Annotated in this window: 21 protein-coding genes; 14 read left to right on the forward strand and 7 right to left on the reverse strand. The window is 51.6% G+C overall.

The features are described 5' to 3' along the window. Positions 1 to 11 precede the first annotated feature (11 nt). Positions 12 to 341, forward strand: a complete 330-nt coding sequence (locus SK32_RS20305) for a thioredoxin family protein (protein WP_021242987.1) — start codon at positions 12 to 14, stop codon at positions 339 to 341. Between the two features lie 29 nt (positions 342 to 370). Here the strand turns inward: SK32_RS20305 and SK32_RS20310 are convergent, their stop codons facing one another. The 4 genes from SK32_RS20310 to SK32_RS20325 all read right to left on the reverse strand — a co-directional run bounded on the left by SK32_RS20310 (position 371) and on the right by SK32_RS20325 (position 2,763). Further along, positions 371 to 709 carry a carboxymuconolactone decarboxylase family protein gene (locus tag SK32_RS20310; protein ID WP_021242988.1) on the reverse strand — a complete coding sequence of 113 codons (339 nt, stop codon included), beginning with the start codon at positions 707 to 709 and terminating at the stop codon, positions 371 to 373. Between the two features lie 4 nt (positions 710 to 713). Further along, positions 714 to 1,295, reverse strand: coding sequence for a TetR/AcrR family transcriptional regulator (locus tag SK32_RS20315; protein WP_020277920.1), 582 nt, complete (start codon positions 1,293 to 1,295; stop codon positions 714 to 716). A gap of 141 nt (positions 1,296 to 1,436) precedes the next feature. Next, on the reverse strand, positions 1,437 to 1,994 hold the full coding sequence (locus SK32_RS20320; RefSeq protein ID WP_000108589.1) for an OsmC family protein: 558 nt from the start codon (positions 1,992 to 1,994) through the stop codon (positions 1,437 to 1,439). Positions 1,995 to 2,178: 184 nt separating this feature from the next. After that, positions 2,179 to 2,763 (reverse strand): recombinase family protein, encoded by a 585-nt coding sequence (locus SK32_RS20325; protein WP_012695450.1) that lies wholly within the window; start codon positions 2,761 to 2,763, stop codon positions 2,179 to 2,181. A gap of 159 nt (positions 2,764 to 2,922) precedes the next feature. Between SK32_RS20325 and SK32_RS20330 the strand changes: the two genes are divergently transcribed. From SK32_RS20330 to SK32_RS20380, 11 genes are all read left to right on the forward strand, one after another. Beyond that, positions 2,923 to 5,907, forward strand: a complete 2,985-nt coding sequence (locus SK32_RS20330) for a Tn3 family transposase (protein WP_021242989.1) — start codon at positions 2,923 to 2,925, stop codon at positions 5,905 to 5,907. A 78-nt stretch (positions 5,908 to 5,985) separates the two neighbouring features. After that, positions 5,986 to 6,990, forward strand: coding sequence for an IS110-like element IS5075 family transposase (locus tag SK32_RS20335; RefSeq protein WP_047721751.1), 1,005 nt, complete (start codon positions 5,986 to 5,988; stop codon positions 6,988 to 6,990). A gap of 374 nt (positions 6,991 to 7,364) precedes the next feature. Beyond that, the gene (locus SK32_RS20340) at positions 7,365 to 7,631 is read left to right on the forward strand and encodes a YdgH/BhsA/McbA-like domain containing protein (RefSeq protein WP_001567383.1); all 267 of its coding nucleotides are present in this window, start codon (positions 7,365 to 7,367) and stop codon (positions 7,629 to 7,631) included. Between the two features lie 96 nt (positions 7,632 to 7,727). Then, entirely contained in the window at positions 7,728 to 8,285 is a 558-nt protein-coding gene (locus SK32_RS20345) for a TetR/AcrR family transcriptional regulator (protein WP_001567382.1), read from the forward strand. A 212-nt stretch (positions 8,286 to 8,497) separates the two neighbouring features. Next, on the forward strand, positions 8,498 to 8,758 hold the full coding sequence (locus tag SK32_RS20350; protein ID WP_001567381.1) for a DUF1471 domain-containing protein: 261 nt from the start codon (positions 8,498 to 8,500) through the stop codon (positions 8,756 to 8,758). A 30-nt stretch (positions 8,759 to 8,788) separates the two neighbouring features. Next, entirely contained in the window at positions 8,789 to 9,295 is a 507-nt protein-coding gene (locus tag SK32_RS20355; protein ID WP_001567380.1) for a DUF417 family protein, read from the forward strand. A 73-nt stretch (positions 9,296 to 9,368) separates the two neighbouring features. Further along, positions 9,369 to 9,506 (forward strand): hypothetical protein, encoded by a 138-nt coding sequence (locus tag SK32_RS26115; protein ID WP_021243014.1) that lies wholly within the window; start codon positions 9,369 to 9,371, stop codon positions 9,504 to 9,506. A 23-nt stretch (positions 9,507 to 9,529) separates the two neighbouring features. After that, positions 9,530 to 9,991, forward strand: a complete 462-nt coding sequence (gene msrB / locus SK32_RS20360; RefSeq protein ID WP_021243015.1) for a peptide-methionine (R)-S-oxide reductase MsrB — start codon at positions 9,530 to 9,532, stop codon at positions 9,989 to 9,991. Next, positions 9,981 to 10,475, forward strand: a complete 495-nt coding sequence (gene msrA, locus SK32_RS20365; protein WP_021243016.1) for a peptide-methionine (S)-S-oxide reductase MsrA — start codon at positions 9,981 to 9,983, stop codon at positions 10,473 to 10,475. Before msrB ends, msrA begins: the two co-directional genes overlap by 11 nt. Before the next feature lie 674 nt (positions 10,476 to 11,149). Continuing rightward, positions 11,150 to 11,428: a CopG family ribbon-helix-helix protein gene (locus SK32_RS20375; protein WP_014542884.1), complete on the forward strand. Its 279-nt coding sequence runs from the start codon at positions 11,150 to 11,152 to the stop codon at positions 11,426 to 11,428. Beyond that, a complete protein-coding gene (locus tag SK32_RS20380) occupies positions 11,416 to 11,727 on the forward strand; it encodes a type II toxin-antitoxin system RelE/ParE family toxin (protein ID WP_015059150.1) in 312 nt (103 codons plus the stop codon). The genes SK32_RS20375 and SK32_RS20380 overlap by 13 nt, the downstream gene beginning before the upstream one ends. A gap of 131 nt (positions 11,728 to 11,858) precedes the next feature. On the opposite strand, the gene SK32_RS20385 is transcribed toward SK32_RS20380, so the two are convergent. Continuing rightward, positions 11,859 to 14,867: a Tn3 family transposase gene (locus SK32_RS20385; RefSeq protein ID WP_012817690.1), complete on the reverse strand. Its 3,009-nt coding sequence runs from the start codon at positions 14,865 to 14,867 to the stop codon at positions 11,859 to 11,861. A 163-nt stretch (positions 14,868 to 15,030) separates the two neighbouring features. Between SK32_RS20385 and SK32_RS20390 the strand changes: the two genes are divergently transcribed. Both SK32_RS20390 and SK32_RS20395 read left to right on the forward strand, forming a co-directional pair. Continuing rightward, positions 15,031 to 15,603, forward strand: coding sequence for a recombinase family protein (locus SK32_RS20390; RefSeq protein WP_001556711.1), 573 nt, complete (start codon positions 15,031 to 15,033; stop codon positions 15,601 to 15,603). A gap of 8 nt (positions 15,604 to 15,611) precedes the next feature. Then, on the forward strand, positions 15,612 to 16,016 hold the full coding sequence (locus SK32_RS20395; RefSeq protein WP_004118313.1) for an ArsA-related P-loop ATPase: 405 nt from the start codon (positions 15,612 to 15,614) through the stop codon (positions 16,014 to 16,016). A 30-nt stretch (positions 16,017 to 16,046) separates the two neighbouring features. Here the strand turns inward: SK32_RS20395 and arsC are convergent, their stop codons facing one another. Further along, the gene (arsC, locus tag SK32_RS20400; RefSeq protein ID WP_000065758.1) at positions 16,047 to 16,472 is read right to left on the reverse strand and encodes a glutaredoxin-dependent arsenate reductase; all 426 of its coding nucleotides are present in this window, start codon (positions 16,470 to 16,472) and stop codon (positions 16,047 to 16,049) included. Between the two features lie 12 nt (positions 16,473 to 16,484). Further along, complete coding sequence (gene arsB / locus SK32_RS20405; RefSeq protein WP_003026002.1) at positions 16,485 to 17,774, reverse strand: arsenite efflux transporter membrane subunit ArsB; 1,290 nt, start codon at positions 17,772 to 17,774, stop codon at positions 16,485 to 16,487. Between the last annotated feature and the right edge of the window lie 44 nt (positions 17,775 to 17,818).

Genomic DNA, 17,818 nt, shown 5'->3' on the forward strand with positions numbered 1-17,818 from the left:
AGGTCATCACCATGCGTACATTAACAGCTTATAACGAAGATAATTTCCGCCAGATAGAGCAGTACAACGGAATATCGGTGGTACGTTTCTCTGCACCCTGGTGTCCGCCCTGTCAGGCCAGCGAAGAAATGTTCAGTCAGTTTGCAGACCGGCTCGATAGAGATATTCAGGTGGGGAAAGTCAATGTAGATCAGGCGCCGGTGCTGACAACCAAATACGAGATCTGGGGGCTGCCGTCTGTGCTGATATTTCATGAAGGGCAATTAGTTAAACGCATACCGGGTGTGAAACCTGCATCGGTATATGCTCAGGCTATTGCGGACATAAAAAAAGGGCAGTAATGCCCTTTTAACGTGGAATTTATTAATGCTTAACCGCGTGCCTGACCGACGGCATCCAGAGTGCGGGCTGAATAAATGACCGCCGCGCCAGCGTTGAGGTTAATCGCCACGCCCAGCGCTTCAGCAATTTCAGCGTCGGTTGCACCGGCTTTCACAGCGGCGTCGGCGTGAAAAGCAATACAGCCGTCGCAGTGGGTTGTGACTGCGCACGCCAGGGCAATGAGTTCACGCACTTTTGCGCCCAAAAGGTCAGTTTTGTTACCTGCGTTGCCCAGGGCAACCACGCCTTTCATGGTCTCGGGGGTCAGTTTGCCCAACTCGCCTAAACGTTGCATTAACTCTGAGCGATAGTTGTTCCAGTCCAGCATAGTGTCATTCTCCTGAATGAGGGGTATTAAGAAGCAGTTTTATATACTTAAGGCTGTTGGCGAAGACTTCGGGTCTGGCCGTTGCATGCGCCACTACGCTTGAGCCTTCACAGACATTAATGATCATCAAAGCAATATCTGATGGTTCGGCATGGGATGAAAACTCACCTGACTCCATGCCCGCCCTGACGACTTTTGTGAGCCACTCGATTTGCATATCGAAATAAAGTGATGTCTGTACAGTAATTGCCTGAGGCAGATTGGCGGTCTCTGCTGACAACGCACAACACAGTGGCAGTAGCGAAGCTTTATGGCTTTGCGCGAAGATATCGATGTAAGCCGCAATTCTTCTCTCCGCGCTTTTCTCAGTCGCCTCTATCTGCTCAAATACGCGTTGTGTATCAGAGAACGCCTGTATTACCACCTGCTCACCCAGAATATCTTTGGTCGGGAAATGGTGATGAATACTGGCCTTGGTGATACCCACTATTTTTGATAAATCAGCATAGCTGAATACTGAATACCCTTTTTCGCGCATCAGGTGTTCTGCTTCGCTGAGCAGCCGTTCCCGTGTCATGGTTGTCATAATTACTCCATATAATCTACTAGTTGATAGATTATATTGTTGCTATTTTTCCGTAGCAAGTTGTATCACTGACTCAGTATCGTGCAGAGCTGAACGTCACTGCCATCCTGCATTCTGAATGGCAGCATTACATCTCTGACATCACGCCAGGCGTGTAATCATTTCAACCGGATTAGCCAGAGTATCGTGGATTGGCGAATTCTTTTGCATTTCGCTGACCAGCGCTTCTAACTCCTCGCGACTGGCGGTCTTGCTCGTAAGGTGAACATCGACGCGAATAGATTTCGCACCTTTACGCACGTTGCTGTCCAGCCCAAGGAAGCCGTTGAGGTTGATATCGAAATTAAGATCCAGCTCGATACCGTCCAGGTCGATCCCTTTTTCAGCAGCCATCATGGTAAGGGTGGCGGTATAACAGCCAGCCAGCGCCTGCATGATGTATTCAGTCGGGCTCATGCCGGTATCGGTGCCGAGTAAACCTGCGGGTTCATCACCGATATTAGAAAATTTCCCCACACGGCTGGTATCGATAACGCCGTTCTGGATTGTGGCGCCGGTCTCTGTGCGAACGGTTAATCCGCCGCTGGAACGGGCTTTCATCTGGAAAGTCAGGTTACCCAGGCCAGGCTGGCTGCGAACTGCTTCACGGGTATTGTGGATCGCAGCTGCGTCTGCAGAAGGTTTAACGGTAGTAGACATAATGGCTCCTGTAATTTCTTGATAAAAGGTATAGCTGGTGTAACCAGCACCAATCATCTAGTTGGTAGATTAGTGTCGCGAACCTCTTTTGTCTACTCTTTTATAAAAAATAGGGGGAAAAGAACCCAGCAGGCTGTTTTATTTCATAATAACCATTTGATTTTTTTATAATCTTCCCAGCCGCTCACTCTTGCAGCAATCCAGCCTTTACCCGAAGGATAGTCTGGCGGGTGGTATTAAATTCCCGGGCAATAGCACTGATACTGATGCCAGCATTTAGGCGCTCTGTCACTGTTTGCTTTTGTTCCTCGCTCAGGATGGGGGGGCGACCGAAGCGTTTTCCAGCCGCTTTTGCCCTCGCAATACCTGAATACGTTCGCTCAAGCAGCAAATCCCGCTCAAACTCCGCTACAGCAGAAATTACCTGCATAGTCATTTTTCCGGCCGGACTGGTCAAGTCAACGCCTCCGAGTGCGAGACAATGAACGCGAATATCTAAAGCCGCCAGTTGCTCTACTGTTTTTCGGATATCCATCGCATTACGACCCAGACGGTCAAGTTTGGTGACAATCAGTACATCCCCATTTTCCATGCGATCTAGCAACCGGATAAATCCGGGGCGTTCGCTGGCAGCAACCGAGCCACTGATATGCTCCTCAATAAGTCGTTGGGATCTGATGGCAAAACCCGCCGCTTCAATTTCACGACGCTGGTTTTCTGTGGTCTGTTCCAGAGTTGAGACCCTGCAGTAGGCAAAAACACGTGACATGGGAAACTTTCCGTACGAAATGGATGTCCGAATTATAACGTGTGTCCGAAATTAATTTCACTAAGTTTCGGACATGTGCTGTAAGTGGTGTACGAAACCGACCGGTTTCGGTCACAGCGAACAAATAACAGATGAAAACTATACGCGAGGGAGGCATTTATGCCACGGCGACAGATACTGAGCAGCGAAGAGCAGGAACGCTTACTGGTTATACCAGATGATGAAATTATTCTGACCCGAATGTGTTTTCTGAACGAACCGGATATTGCGCTCATTAATAAGCACCGAAGGCCAGCGAATCGCCTGGGCTTTGCTGTATTACTCTGTTATCTGCGTGGACCTGGATTTATTCCGGACAAAAGCAGTGCTCCTCACAATGGCGTTGTATCCAGGGTTGCTTCCCGACTGAAACTTCAGCCTGATTTATGGCCGGAATATGCATCCAGAGAGCAAACCCGCTGGGAACATCTGACCGAACTTTATCGCTACCTGGAACTATCCCCGTTCAGCCGGTCAATGCAAAAAGACTGTATCCGTCATCTGCACCCCTATGCCATGCGAACTGACAAAGGATTTATGCTGGCGGAAGAAATGCTCAGCTGGCTACATAACAATAATGTTATTTTCCCTTCTGTTGAAGTGATCGAACGGACGCTTGCCGAAGTCGTCACGCTCGCTAACAGATCGGTATTTTCGACACTTACCGCGCAACTGGAAAAGCAGCATAAATCAGCACTCGACAGCCTGCTCATATCAGAGGGTGAACAACCTTCCCGTCTGGCATGGCTGCTACAGCCTCCGGGTAAAATAAACGGTAAAAATGTGCTGCAACATATCGACCGGCTTAATTCCATCGCTGCGCTGGGGTTGCCTGATGGTATTGCACTTTCCGTTCACCAGAACAGGTTGCTTAAACTGGCGCGTGAGGGCCGGAAAATGAGCAGCAGGGACCTGGCAAAATTCACCGATGTCAGACGTTACGCTACGCTGGTTTGTATAATAACAGAGGCCAGGGCCACCCTGACTGACGAAGTGATTGATCTGCACGAGCGTATCCTGGGTAGTCTGTTCAGCAGGGCAAAACGCACGCAGGCCGAACGGCTCCAGCAAACGGGAAAGCTTATTCAGAGCAAGCTGAAGCAGTACGTTACCGTCGGGCAGGCGTTACTTAACGCCAGAGAATCCGGGGAAGATCCCTGGACTGCAATAGAAGATGTCCTTCCCTGGCAGGAATTCATCAACAGCGTGGAAGAAACGCGGTTTCTTTCCCGTAAGGGCAATTTCGACGCGCTTCATCTGATCACCGAAAAATACAGTACGTTGCGTAAATATGCCCCGCGTATGCTGTCAGCATTGCAGTTCATGGCGACACCTGCGGCGCAGGCGCTCAGCGATGCGCTGGACACCATAACGGAAATGTACCGTAAACAACTTCGTAAAGTGCCGCCATCAGCGCCAACAGGGTTTATCCCTGAAAGCTGGCGAAAACTGGTGCTCACGCCTTCAGGCATCGACCGCAAGTACTACGAGTTTTGCGTACTGAATGAACTCAAGGGTGCATTACGTTCCGGTGATATCTGGGTAAAAGGATCGCGCCGCTACAAAAATTTTGATGATTATCTCATCCCGACTGCTGAGTTTGAGAAATCCCGACATAATGACCAGTTACAGTTGGCCGTTCAGACCGATAGCCAGGCATACCTTCAGGCCCGTATGACTCTTCTTGCATCTCGGCTGGAAGAAGTTAACGCGATGGCGCTTGCCGGTGATTTGCCCGATGTAGATATCTCAGATAAAGGCGTAAAAATCACTCCACTGGAGAACAGCGTTCCTTCAGGTGTTTCGCCCTTTGCAGATTTGGTCTATGGCATGCTTCCCCATCCGAAAATTACGGAGATACTGGAAGAAGTTGATAGCTGGACGGGATTTACGCGTCACTTCGCGCACCTCAAAAATAATAACGTCAGACCAAAAGACGGAAGACTGTTGCTGACCACCATTCTGGCTGACGGCATCAACCTTGGGCTGACAAAAATGGCGGAATCCTGCCCTGGGGCCACAAGATCGTCACTCGAAGGTATTCAGGCATGGTACATCAGGGATGAAACTTATTCAGCGGCACTGGCCGAGCTGGTCAACGCACAGAAAGAGCGGCCTCTGGCCGCATTCTGGGGCGACGGGACAACATCGTCGTCAGACGGGCAGAACTTTCGGGTAGGCAGTCACGGACGTTATGCCGGTCAGGTCAATCTTAAATATGGTCAGGAGCCGGGCGTGCAGATTTATACGCATATCTCAGACCAATACAGCCCGTTCTACGCCAAAGTGATCAGCCGGGTGCGCGACTCAACCCACGTGCTTGATGGCCTGCTGTACCATGAAAGCGATCTGGAAATTACCGAGCATTACACCGATACCGCAGGCTTCACTGAACATGTTTTCGCCCTGATGCACCTGCTGGGATTCGCTTTTGCGCCAAGGATCCGTGATCTTCATGACAAGCGGCTGTTTATTCATGGAAAGGCCGAGCGCTATCCGGGGCTTCAGTCTGTCATATCAACAACCTGCCTAAATATCAAAGACATTGAGTCGCACTGGGATGAGGTATTGCGCCTGGCAACCTCGATTAAGCAGGGGACAGTCACCGCATCACTGATGATGAAAAAGTTAGCCAGTTACCCAAAACAGAATGGACTTGCCAAAGCGCTGAGAGAGATTGGCCGCATCGAACGGACACTATTTATGCTGGACTGGTTCCGTGATCCCGGTCTGCGCCGACGCGTGCAGGCGGGGCTGAATAAGGGTGAGGCCCGTAATGCCCTTGCGCGAGCGGTCTTTTTGCACCGTCTGGGTGAAATAAGGGATCGTGGGCTGGAGAATCAGAGTTATCGCGCCAGCGGGCTGACATTACTGACAGCAGCGATCACGTTGTGGAACACGGTATATATAGAAAGAGCTATTGAGTCACTAAAACGAAAGGGTATCCCGATAAATGAGCAACTGGTCTCTCATCTTTCTCCCCTGGGCTGGGAACATATCAATCTGAGTGGAGATTACGTCTGGCGTAATAATCTTAAGCTGGGATCCGGAAAATACCGCTCATTACGTACAGTCGATACCGCTTTGTACAAAAAACAGTCTTAGCGTGGGATAATTAATGAGATGGTCACTCCCTCCTTCCCAGTACTATGCTGAGGACAGGCTTTCATTCGGAGAACCATCATGGAAAACATTGCGCTTATTGGTATCGATCTGGGTAAGAACTCTTTCCATATTCATTGTCAGGATCATCGTGGGAAGGCCGTTTACCGTAAAAAATTCACCCGACCAAAGCTAATCGAATTTCTGGCGACATGCCCAGCAACAACCATCGCGATGGAAGCCTGTGGCGGTTCTCACTTTATGGCACGCAAGCTGGCAGAGTTAGGGCATTTTCCAAAGCTGATATCACCGCAATTTGTCCGCCCATTCGTTAAAAGCAACAAAAATGACTTCGTTGATGCTGAAGCTATCTGTGAAGCAGCATCACGTCCATCTATGCGTTTCGTGCAGCCCAGAACCGAATCTCAGCAGGCAATGCGAGCTCTGCATCGTGTCCGTGAATCCCTGGTTCAGGATAAGGTGAAAACAACTAATCAGATGCATGCTTTTCTGCTGGAATTTGGTATCAGCGTTCCGCGAGGTGCTGCCGTTATTAGTCGACTGAGTACCCTTCTTGAGGACAGTAGTTTGCCTCTTTATCTCAGCCAGTTACTGCTGAAATTACAACAGCATTATCACTATCTTGTTGAGCAGATTAAAGATCTGGAATCTCAGTTGAAACGAAAGTTGGACGAAGATGAGGTTGGACAGCGCTTGCTGAGTATTCCCTGCGTTGGAACGCTGACTGCCAGTACTATTTCAACTGAGATTGGCGACGGGAAGCAGTACGCCAGCAGCCGTGACTTTGCGGCGGCAACAGGGCTGGTACCCCGACAGTACAGCACGGGAGGTCGGACGACATTGTTAGGGATTAGCAAGCGGGGCAACAAAAAGATCCGAACTTTGTTGGTTCAGTGTGCCAGGGTATTCATACAAAAACTGGAACACCAGTCTGGCAAGTTGGCCGACTGGATCAGGGAGTTGTTGTGTCGGAAAAGCAACTTTGTCGTCACCTGTGCTCTGGCAAACAAGCTGGCCAGAATAGCCTGGGCACTGACGGCGCGACAGCAAACTTACGAAGCATAAAGGCAGAAATACACCAGTTTAAACAATCATTCATCTGGTTTTGCGAATACTGATATTGATGATACAAACGGCCCACCGGCCTGTTGAGGAACCTGTAAAACGGAAAGGCTCGCTGAAGCCGTATATTTTCTGGAGGTTCATCAGGCGCGGAACTCATCGAGGCGCGGGAATAAAATCCCATTCAGACGCCGGATAGATTCAAGCAAGCCAACTTATCGTCAAAATCGGTGTTGCAAAAACGGGAGTGACCATAGATTCCGTTTTCCAAGCGGACCCCAATTAACACTTGCCAACCTATCTACTGGTTGGTAGATTTGATTTTAACAACACGACACACAAACAAAAACACACAACAGAACATCAGGAGCGTCATCATGAAAAACATCATCAAAACCACCCTTGCCATCATCGCCCTGTCCGCCAGCGCACTGAGCTATGCCGCCAGCCCGCAAATGGTTTCCCGCAGCGAAGCAGCATCGCTGCAAAAAATTGGGGTGGTCTCTTCCGGTGGCTTCACCACCCTGGATGACCTGGTGGCCTCACTGGATATGAAAGCCGCTGATGCCGGGGCCACACACTACCGCATCACCAGTGCCACCGGTATGAATAAACTTTCCGGTACCGCTGTCCTGTATCGTTGAATACCCGTTACCCTCGCAACTGCGCCCGGAACCCTTCTGGTTTCCGGGCGCAGTTGTGTCTGAATAACAGGCACCCGCAGGTGCCAGGAGAACATTATGTCCACCCATGACAGTCTGATTGAACTGACTGATACCCTTATCCAGCAGAACGGCTACCAGGGCTTCAGCTATGCTGATCTCGCTGACGGTCTGGGAATACGGAAGGCCAGTATCCATTACCATTTTCAGACCAAAACCGACCTCGGGCTTGCCTATTGTGAATACAAGGAGGCCAGCCTGCTGAAACTGGAAGCTGCCCTGTTACAGCTGCCACCGGGTAAAGCCCGTCTGCAGGGTTATATGGACGCATTTCTCAAATGCGCCGACAGCGGCCAGATGTGTGGCATTCACGCCATGCTGTCCGACAGCGCCCTGTTTGAAGAACCTCTTCAGAAAGCCACCTCACGACTGGCACAAACCGACCTGCGCATCCTGACCAGTGTGCTGGTTTCGGGTCGTGAAAGCGGTGAACTGGCTTTTACTGCTGAGCCGGCTGACGTGGCCATTATCATCGGCAGCGCCATTAAAGGGGCCCTGATGCTCAATCGGATCCCTCCTCATGATGCCTGTTCCCGCACCATGAGCGCGCTTATTCAGCTACTCTCCCGCCCGTAAAGCCACGCCTGTGGCTGCCCCGGTTTAACCGGGGCAGCCAGCACTCAAAAAAATCACCGCTGACAACGCCTGTATTCCGGGGGCCTCAGAAGACATTAAGACTTTCCTTGCGTTTAATTTCCAGTTACCCCTTGCCAATCTATCTACTGGTAGGTAGAATAAATATTAACAACACGACAACACAATAAAACAGACATGCAGGGGGCATCATCATGAAAGCACTTATCAACGACGTTATCGCTGTCTTCACCCGTAAAGCCCATGGACCGGTCATCATCAAATCCGATCTTACTGAGGAAGAAAAAGCAGCTCTGGTACCGGTCCGTACACTCTCTGTTGGCTGGGTGTCTTCCGTGGATGAGCTGGAGCGGGAGGTTATCCGCGAAGCCCTTGAACATGGCGCTGCCGCTTATCTGATTTCTGAGCTTGAGCAGGCCCGTTTCGTTCATGCCCGCGCCACGCTGTTTGCATAAACACAAAACGAAAATAAAAGGACACACACCATGAAAAATAACGTCGAGACACAACTGCGCCGGTTACTTCGTAAAACGTCAGGCCTGGACATTATGGTTCTGCGGCTGTCAGTGATTTTCATCTTCGCCCTGTTTGGCACCTACAAATGGTTTGCCTTCGAGGCCAATGCCCTTCACCACCTGCTGCCAGGCACCTGGCTCGGTGCGCTGTATCCGGCTCTCGGCGTTCAGGGGCTCAGCTACGCACTCGGCGTGGTGGAAAATATCACCCTTCTGGCCCTGATTGCCGGATTTTTCCGGCCGGCAGTGGGTGCAGCAGGCGCCCTGATGGTGGCAGGCACCGGCATCGTCACCCTGAGCCTTCTGCCGCAGCTGGGTCGCATTGACAGCTTCATTATCAAGGATGTTCTTCTGATTGGGGCTGGACTGGTGCTGTTGCGTCATGACCTGCGACGGACACTGATTAACCGGAGGGCGAAGCAACTCAGCGCCGTGCACAAACCCCGCTCGTCTGACGCATTGTCAGCCATGGGGTGACCCTGAATTACGCAGCAGCCTGATATTTCTGGCCAGCAAATATGACACCACTCCCGGGTTCATGGTGAGAGGCATGGAAGCCGCCTTTCGGGCGGGGATCACTCCCCGCTACTTTTTAGAGCGCTACCTGGAAAATAAGTCGCTCCCCGCCAACCCGGACTTTGAAAAACACTATCTGGATCTTATTCATGAGCAGGACCCGTCCCGGTGAGTGAGATTTGTCAGGAGAGCGATATGAACAAACCGTATAAAAAAGACCCACAGACCATTCAGGCACTGACGGAACTGCAGTTCAGCGTCACCCAGAAAAGCGCCACTGAGCGCCCGTTTACCGGAGAATATGACGACCACTTTGAGGACGGACTGTACGTGGATATCGTCTCCGGTGAGCCACTGTTCTCGTCGAAGGACAAATTTGATTCGGGCTGTGGCTGGCCGGCATTCAGCAAACCAGTGGAAAACAACGTCCACAACCTGAGCGACCTCAGTCATGGCATGGTGCGTACTGAAGTGCGTTCCCGTCACGGTGACAGCCATCTGGGACACGTCTTCCCTGACGGGCCACAGGATACCGGTGGATTACGTTACTGCATTAACTCGGCTTCACTGCGTTTTATCCCGAAAGGCGCTCTGGAAACAGAAGGATACGGTGAATTTCTTCCCCTGTTTGAGAAAGGAGATAAGCATGAAAACTGATGTGGCAATCCTTGCCGGTGGTTGTTTCTGGGGTGTCCAGGAGCTGATCCGCAAACTCAATGGCGTGGTCAGCACCGAAGTGGGCTATACCGGCGGACGTAATGATAACCCGACATACCAGCACCACCCAGGACATGCGGAGGCGGTGAAGGTGGTGTATTCCCCGGATAAACTGAGCTACCGAAAACTACTGGAATATTTCTTTAGTATTCACAACCCTACAACAATACTTCGTCAGGGTAATGACGTCGGCTCAAGCTACCGCTCAGCCATCTTTTTCACCACAGAGGAGCAAAAGCAGCAGGCAAACCAGCTTATCCGTGAAATAGATGATTCAGGAGTCTGGCCCGGAGTCGTGGTGACAGAAGTAGAGCAGGCCGGTGAGTTCTGGTCTGCAGAGCCAGAGCATCAGGATTACCTGCAGCATAATCCCGACGGCTATACCTGCCATTTTGAACGACCTGACTGGACGCTTCCGGGATAAGTCACCGTCGCAGACTCGCAGCATTCAGCCCCGCCCATGTGCGGGGCTTTTTTGTTCATATGCAGAAACGAGAATGGGATCACAAACAAATTTCTTTAGTCCATTTCTTGCATACAAAACAATCAACATCCTGATTTTAAGGGGCATATTAGAAAAAAGATGAGGATGATTAGGGTCAAAGGGACAAAGGGACAATGTTTAGAATTATGCTGACCGTTATCGCAGGATCGTTATTTTACGGACTCTCGGCCAGTCTGTGTTTTGCCGGGCTTTTTCGCATACACGCCCCCAGTGCCTGCACAGCCTTCTGTCTGACTTATAACCCAACAGCCGGCTATGTCATGCTGGTTACCGGTATGACACTGTTTATCGTATTTTTGCTCAGCCTTTTCCGGACAACAAAAGCCCCTATTTAACATAAAGGCTTCATTACGCGCACCGCCCAGACTGACTCAGCGCGTTTCTGACGGATAACCGGTAAAAGCGGCAACAAACCACCCGAAAACCCGCCAGAAACGCACCGGATAAATCATACCCGGATGCATGGCTATGCAGCCAGGTGCATGAGTCCGGGTTTGGCGGAAAACGGGCAACGTAAGCCGTATTTCTGGCAAATATCACTGACTCCGATTAAAGTAGTCACATGTATTACACATGACTACAAAGGTGATTTTATGTCAGCTGCGACATCCATCAGGCTTGATGATGAACTCAAAGACCGCCTGAAAACCCTTGCCGATGACCGCCATCGCTCCGCTCATGCCCTGATGCTGGAAGCGATCACCGAATACATCGACCGGGAAGAAAAGCGCAGCCAGTACCTGAGGGATGGACAGGCCGCATGGCAGCACTATCAGGAAACCGGTCTGCACCTGAGCGCCGAAGAGGTGGAAGCGTGGATAGATACCTGGGGAACTGAGAATGAGCAGGATGCTCCACCATGCCACAGGTAATTGTCTCCGCACTGGCGCAGCGGGATTTACAGCGCCTGCAGGACTTTCTCAAAACCAAAAACCGGCTGGCGGCCAGAAAAGCCGGTGAAGTGATCATCCGGGCTATCCAGCAGCTGAAAACGCAGCCTGACATGGGCCGCCCGGTTTCTCTTCTCCCACTGGAATACCAGGAACTGGTGATCGGATTTGGCGACAGTGGTTATGTGATGCTCTATCGCCACGACCGGGAAACGGACCGGATAGTGATCCTGACTGTCCGGCACCAGAAAGAAGCCGGCTATCACGGCCTGCAGGAATAATCCCCCTTGAGCACCGATCTGCTCTGCCGTTCACCGTCGGAGCAGACCGGACTCGATAGCCAGAATCAGCGCCTCCAGTACCAGTCCCACCACCTTCAGGGGTTTGAGAGCCAATGGAACGAAAACGTACGCTAAGAAGTTAATTCATTGTTTAAATTGAAATTTAGTTCTCTCAGTTCCCCCTTCAAAATATCCTCCGGTAGCGTAAACGTATAATGCCCCAGCATATTGATATGCCCGTGCATCAGTGGGGACAACCGGGCGATATCTTCAACCCCGATTTCTTCTCCATTACTGCGTATCCAGCTCAGGGCTTCCTGCATATAAAGTGTGTTCCACAGTACCACTGCGTTAGTGACCAGGCCCAGTGCCCCCAGCTGATCTTCCTGACCTTCACGATAGCGCTTTCTGATCTCACCGCGCTGCCCGTAGCAGATCGCCCTCGCCACAGCATGGCGGCCTTCCCCCCGGTTTAGCTGCGTCAGGATCCGCCGACGATAATCCTCATCATCAATATAATTAAGAAGGTACAGCGTCTTGTTGACGCGCCCCACTTCCATGATCGCCTGTGCCAGCCCTGATGGGCGCGAGCTTTTCAGCAAAGAGCGAATGAGTTCTGAAGCATGAATGGTGCCCAGTTTCAGCGAACCGGCGGTTCGCATCATCTCATCCCACTGATCCTCGGCTTTCGACAGATCGGCACAACCACGTGCCAGTTCGTCCAGTGCACCGTAATTTGCCGATTTATCCACTCGCCAGAATACCGCTTCACCGGCATCGGCAAGCCGGGGGGAAAACTGGTATCCCAGCAGCCAGAAGAGGCCAAAAATAATGTCGCTGGTACCGGCTGTGTCTGTCATGATCTCAACCGGATTCAGCCCTGTCTGCTGCTCCAGAAGGCCTTCCAGCACAAAAATGGAATCTCGTAATGTGCCGGGGACAACGATGCCGTGGAATCCAGAGTACTGATCAGAGACGAAGTTGTACCAGGTGATGCCACGTCCGGAACCAAAATATTTTCTGTTAGGTCCTGAATTGACGGTTTTCACCGGCGTGACAAAGCGCATGCCATCAGCTGAAGCCACTTCGCCACCACCCCAGCGGCCAGCAAGCTCCAGTGTGGACTGAAAATCAACCAGGCGGGCATTGGCGCTGACCAGCGTTTCTGCCCGGAGGTAATTCTGTTTTACCCAGCTAAGCCGGTGGCGCGTCAGCGCCGGTATATTGTGCTTTATCAGCGGTTCCAGCCCGATATTGCAGGCCTCTGCCATCAGGACCGCGCACAGGCTGATGTGCAGATCCTGTGCCCGGGCCCCGGATTCACTGACATGCGTAAACTCACGTGTAAATCCCGTTCTGGCATCTATTTCAAGCAACAGTTCCGTCAAATCTACTGGCGGGAGTAGCAGCCTTACCCGACTGTTGAGACGATGCAACGATGTTGGCTCCTCCAGTTTCTCCAGGCTGCTGATAGTCAGGGAAGGATGTTTACCGTCATGGCAAATATGAACCTCCGCATTTCCTTCAAAGCGGGATGCGACGGTTTTCCAGGTTTCATCTAGCTGGACCGCCAACTGTTGCACGCCTTTATGTCCATCAGTGGGATGTCCCAGCGCCCGGCAAACGGGGACCCGCTGAGCCTGCCATTCTTCCCCCTGCAACAGCTTCTCGCGGGGATTTCCCCAGCGATCGCTGTTTTCGAGCCAGATGTCCCTTCGACGTAGTGCATCCTGAAGGCGCTCCAGCAGACAAAGCGAGTAACCGGCACGCTGTATCCGGCCCTCCGCATCGTATACCAGGCGTTTCCAGGGGCCGGTAATAATATGTTCAGGCGCATTGTCCAGGATGCGCTTTTTCGAGCAGTTCAGTTCGGTCAGATAATGAATGGCGGACAACGTATGTTCTCCGGCTGGCGCTGCCTGGAAATGCAGGTCGCGCAATACCGCCGGAAGAAAGCGCTTTACCCGCCCGTACTGCTCCACCATTTCGTCATGGAAATTGTTGTTCTGAGGCCGGGCCAGCTCATTTACCTTGCAGACGGATTCTGCCAGCCTGCTTTTCGGTATGCTGTTGAATATGGTCTCCCTCAGTTCAGCATCGTCAGCCTGTTCATCCAGCAACAATGAACATGCCCGCGCCAATATTAGCGCAGCACGATCAAGATCTTTAAGCGTCCTGAGCCGTTTTTTCTGCCCCGTTTTCTTCGCCGCACGAGTGATATCCAGTATCAGCATATCGAGCACATCAACGGCCTCATCCAGCGCCGCAGTCTCCTGCGCTTTAACGAATGCTGTGAGTACGGCCAGTTTTCTCTGCTGTGGCATTCGCGCGATATATTTTACCGACGCCATGCCTGCGTAACGGGCCAAATTACGCAGTTGTATAGCAGGCAGACCGGTAAAATTCAGTCGGGAAAATTCCAGGTTTCGCAGCCGGATATACCGCTCCAGCGCTTCGGTAAATGCCGGGCCGCTGACGGTGACCGGTCCCTTTTTCAGTTGCTCCAGCGGTGAAGTACGCTGCCCCTCAGGAATGTCCAGAAGCTCCGTCACGCGGGCGGTCTGCCAGCTGTCCGGCAACGCGGCCAGTTTCTTCCACAGCCGCTGATTTGCCCGTTCGCGTATTTCACTGACGAGACGTACAAGTGTGGTTGCTCCGGGCAGCAGGACCTTATTCTGAAGCAGCCACGCGGTGGCAAAATCAAACATAAGGCCGGGTCGCTCATTACTGAGCCATGCGCGGGTGTACAGCAGGCGCTTCAGGCGGAAAGACCAGGGGAAATCGCCAAATTCATGGTAACCGTAATATTCCTTAATCAGCGCAGTATGCTCTCTGAGGGTGGTAACCCGTTCTGCGTAGCGGGTAAGGACTTCTGGACGGCGAATATTAAGCTGCACCGCGACAAATTGCTGAACACCTGGCAGAACCCGGGTTAAGTCTGTCAGAAAGGTGCCCAGAAAACGGGCGGTGGTGAGCTGAAGCGCAATTCCCAGCCGGTTATGCCTTCCCCGCCGCTGGTTAATGAAGGCAAGATCCCGCTCATCAAGATGAAAATAGCGCGCCAGCTGCACGTCATTGGGTTCTGCAACATAGCGACCATAATTCAGTTCCTGCTCAGTGGTCAGAAAATCGACGGGCATACCGGCCTCCCTGCCTGATGGTCATGAATTAACAATTTCGCAACCGTCCGAAATATTATAAATTCTCGGACACACTAAAATGGTGTTGTCTAGGTGTCTATTAAATCGATTTTTTGTTATAACAGACACCCACTGTCCGATATTTGATTTAGGATACATTTTTATGCGACTTTTTGGTTACGCACGGGTATCAACAAGCCAGCAGTCCCTCGATATTCAGATCAAGGGGCTTAAAGAGGCGGGGGTGAAAGCCAGTCGCATATTTACCGACAAAGCATCCGGCAGTTCTACCGACAGGAAAGGACTGGATCTGCTGCGAATGAAGGTGGAGGAAGGTGACGTCATCCTGGTGAAGAAACTCGACCGGCTTGGCCGCGACACTGCCGATATGATCCAACTGATAAAAGAATTCGACGCTCAGGGAGTCGCGGTCCGATTCATAGACGACGGGATCAGCACCGACGGTGAAATGGGGAAAATGGTTGTGACCATTCTTTCAGCTGTAGCCCAGGCCGAACGCAGGAGGATTCTGGAGCGTACGAACGAAGGACGGCAGGAGGCCAGGCTGAAAGGTATCCGGTTTGGCCGAAAGCGCATCATCGACAGAAATAGTGTACTGGCACTTCATCAGCAGGGAACTGGTGCAACAGATATTGCCCGCCGGCTCAGTATTGCCCGTTCCACTGTTTATAAAATTCTGGAAGATGAGAGCCGGGTTAATCTGAGCAAAATTTGAGGACGAACATGAGTGATGTAAAGGCATTCAACAATTGCATGAGTGTGTTCTGGCGACAGCATGAAGCCGAATTCTCTCGCTTTCTGACATCGAAGACAGGTGATAGCGAAAAAGCAGCAGACCCGGAGAAGACGAAGGTGATTATCGTGACGCTTGCCGAAACGACACCTGTACTGGAAGCCGCTAACCTGCAGCAGGATCTACGCCGAGCTGGCATCGAGCCGTGGGCATGGGTCGTTAATAACAGCCTGGCAGCTGCTCAACCGTCTTCGCCTTTCCTGAAGATCAGGGCGAACCGCGAGCTGCCTCTCATCTCTGATGTGGAAGAGCAGTATGCAAAGCGTATTGCATTAACAGCGCTACAGAGCGAAGAGCCGGTTGGTATTGACCTGCTGGAAGAAATGGCGAAGTAATAATGAAGGGGGCAAATGCCCCCTTCGTCTTTATTTCAGTCTTTTACCTGAATCATCAACGACTTTTTCACCGTCTTCCTTGGTGAAAGCCGCTTTCTGGGCATCTGGAAGGATATCGAGAACAACCTCTGAAGGACGGCAAAGTTTAGTTCCCAGTGGCGTCACTACGATCGGACGGTTGATCAGAATCGGATGCTGTAGCATAAAGTCGATGAGCTGGTCGTCAGTAAATTTATCTTCTGCAAGACCCAGTTCCTCATACGGCTCGACGTTCTTACGCAGCAAAGCCCGGACGGAAATGCCCATATCCGCAATGAGTTTGAGCAGCTCATCGCGTGAAGGTGGAGTCTCAAGGTAAAGAATAACGGTCGGCTCGATACCGCTGTTGCGGATCATCTCCAGCGTATTACGCGACGTGCCGCAGGCTGGGTTGTGATAAATGGTGATGTTGCTCATATCAGTATCTCATTACAAAGTGAAAGAGAGACGTAGCGCCAGCGCGGCCAGCGTTACAAACAGCACAGGCAGAGTCATGACGATCCCGGTGCGGAAATAGTATCCCCATGTGATGGTCATGTTCTTCTGTGAAAGGACATGCAGCCAGAGCAACGTTGCCAGGCTACCAATAGGTGTAATTTTCGGTCCAAGATCGCAGCCAATCACGTTGGCAAAAATCATCGCCTCTTTGATAACGCCTGTTGCAGTGCTGCCATCAATAGAGAGAGCACCAACCAGCACGGTAGGCATATTGTTCATGATGGAAGAGAGGAAAGCCGTCAGGAAGCCAGTACCAAACGTCGCGGCCCAAAGTCCTTTATCTGCCAGCACGTTCAACACACCGGAGAGGTATTCTGTTAGTCCGGCATTACGCAGACCATAGATCACCAGATACATTCCCAGAGAGAATATGACGATCTGCCATGGCGCACCGCGAAGCACTTTGCCAGTGTTAATGGCATGACCTCGCTTCGCCACCGCAAACAGAATGACAGCCCCTACAGCAGCAATCGCACTGACCGGGATACCCAACGGCTCAAGGACGAAAAAGCCAACCAGAAGAAGGATCAACACTATCCAGCCGGTTCTGAAGGTTGCCAGATCTTTAATCGCTTTTGCCGGTGCTTTCAGGAGAGCCAGGTCGTAAGTTGGCGGAATATCTTTGCGGAAGAACAGATGCAGCATCACCAGCGTGGCGATAATGGCTGCGATATCCACCGGCACCATTACCGACGCATACTCAGTGAAACCCAGCCCAAAGAAGTCTGCAGAAACGATGTTAACCAGGTTGGACACGATAAGCGGCAGACTGGCCGTATCGGCAATAAACCCGGCGGCCATGACAAATGCCAGCGTAGTGCCTTTGCTGAAACCTAATGCAAGCAGCATGGCGATAACAATTGGCGTCAGAATCAATGCCGCACCATCGTTGGCAAACAGTGCCGCCACCGCTGCGCCGAGCAAAACGATATAGGTAAACAGCAAACGCCCGCGACCGTTACCCCAACGTGAAACGTGCAGCGCCGCCCATTCGAAAAAGCCCGATTCATCGAGCAGAAGGCTGATAATAATCACGGCAATAAAGGTCGCCGTCGCATTCCAGACAATATTCCACACTACAGGGATATCACCAAAATGGACTACGCCAGAGATCAGCGCCAGTACCGCGCCCAGCGTCGCACTCCAGCCGATCCCTAATCCCTTCGGTTGCCAGATAACCAAAACGATGGTCAGGACAAAAATAGCGCCTGCCAGTAACATAAATCCTCCAGACAGGACGGCTTTGCCGCCCTGTATATACAAAA

The sequence above is a fragment of the Citrobacter sp. MGH100 genome (genome assembly GCF_001034465.1).
Taxonomy (GTDB): Bacteria; Pseudomonadota; Gammaproteobacteria; order Enterobacterales; family Enterobacteriaceae; genus Citrobacter; species Citrobacter youngae.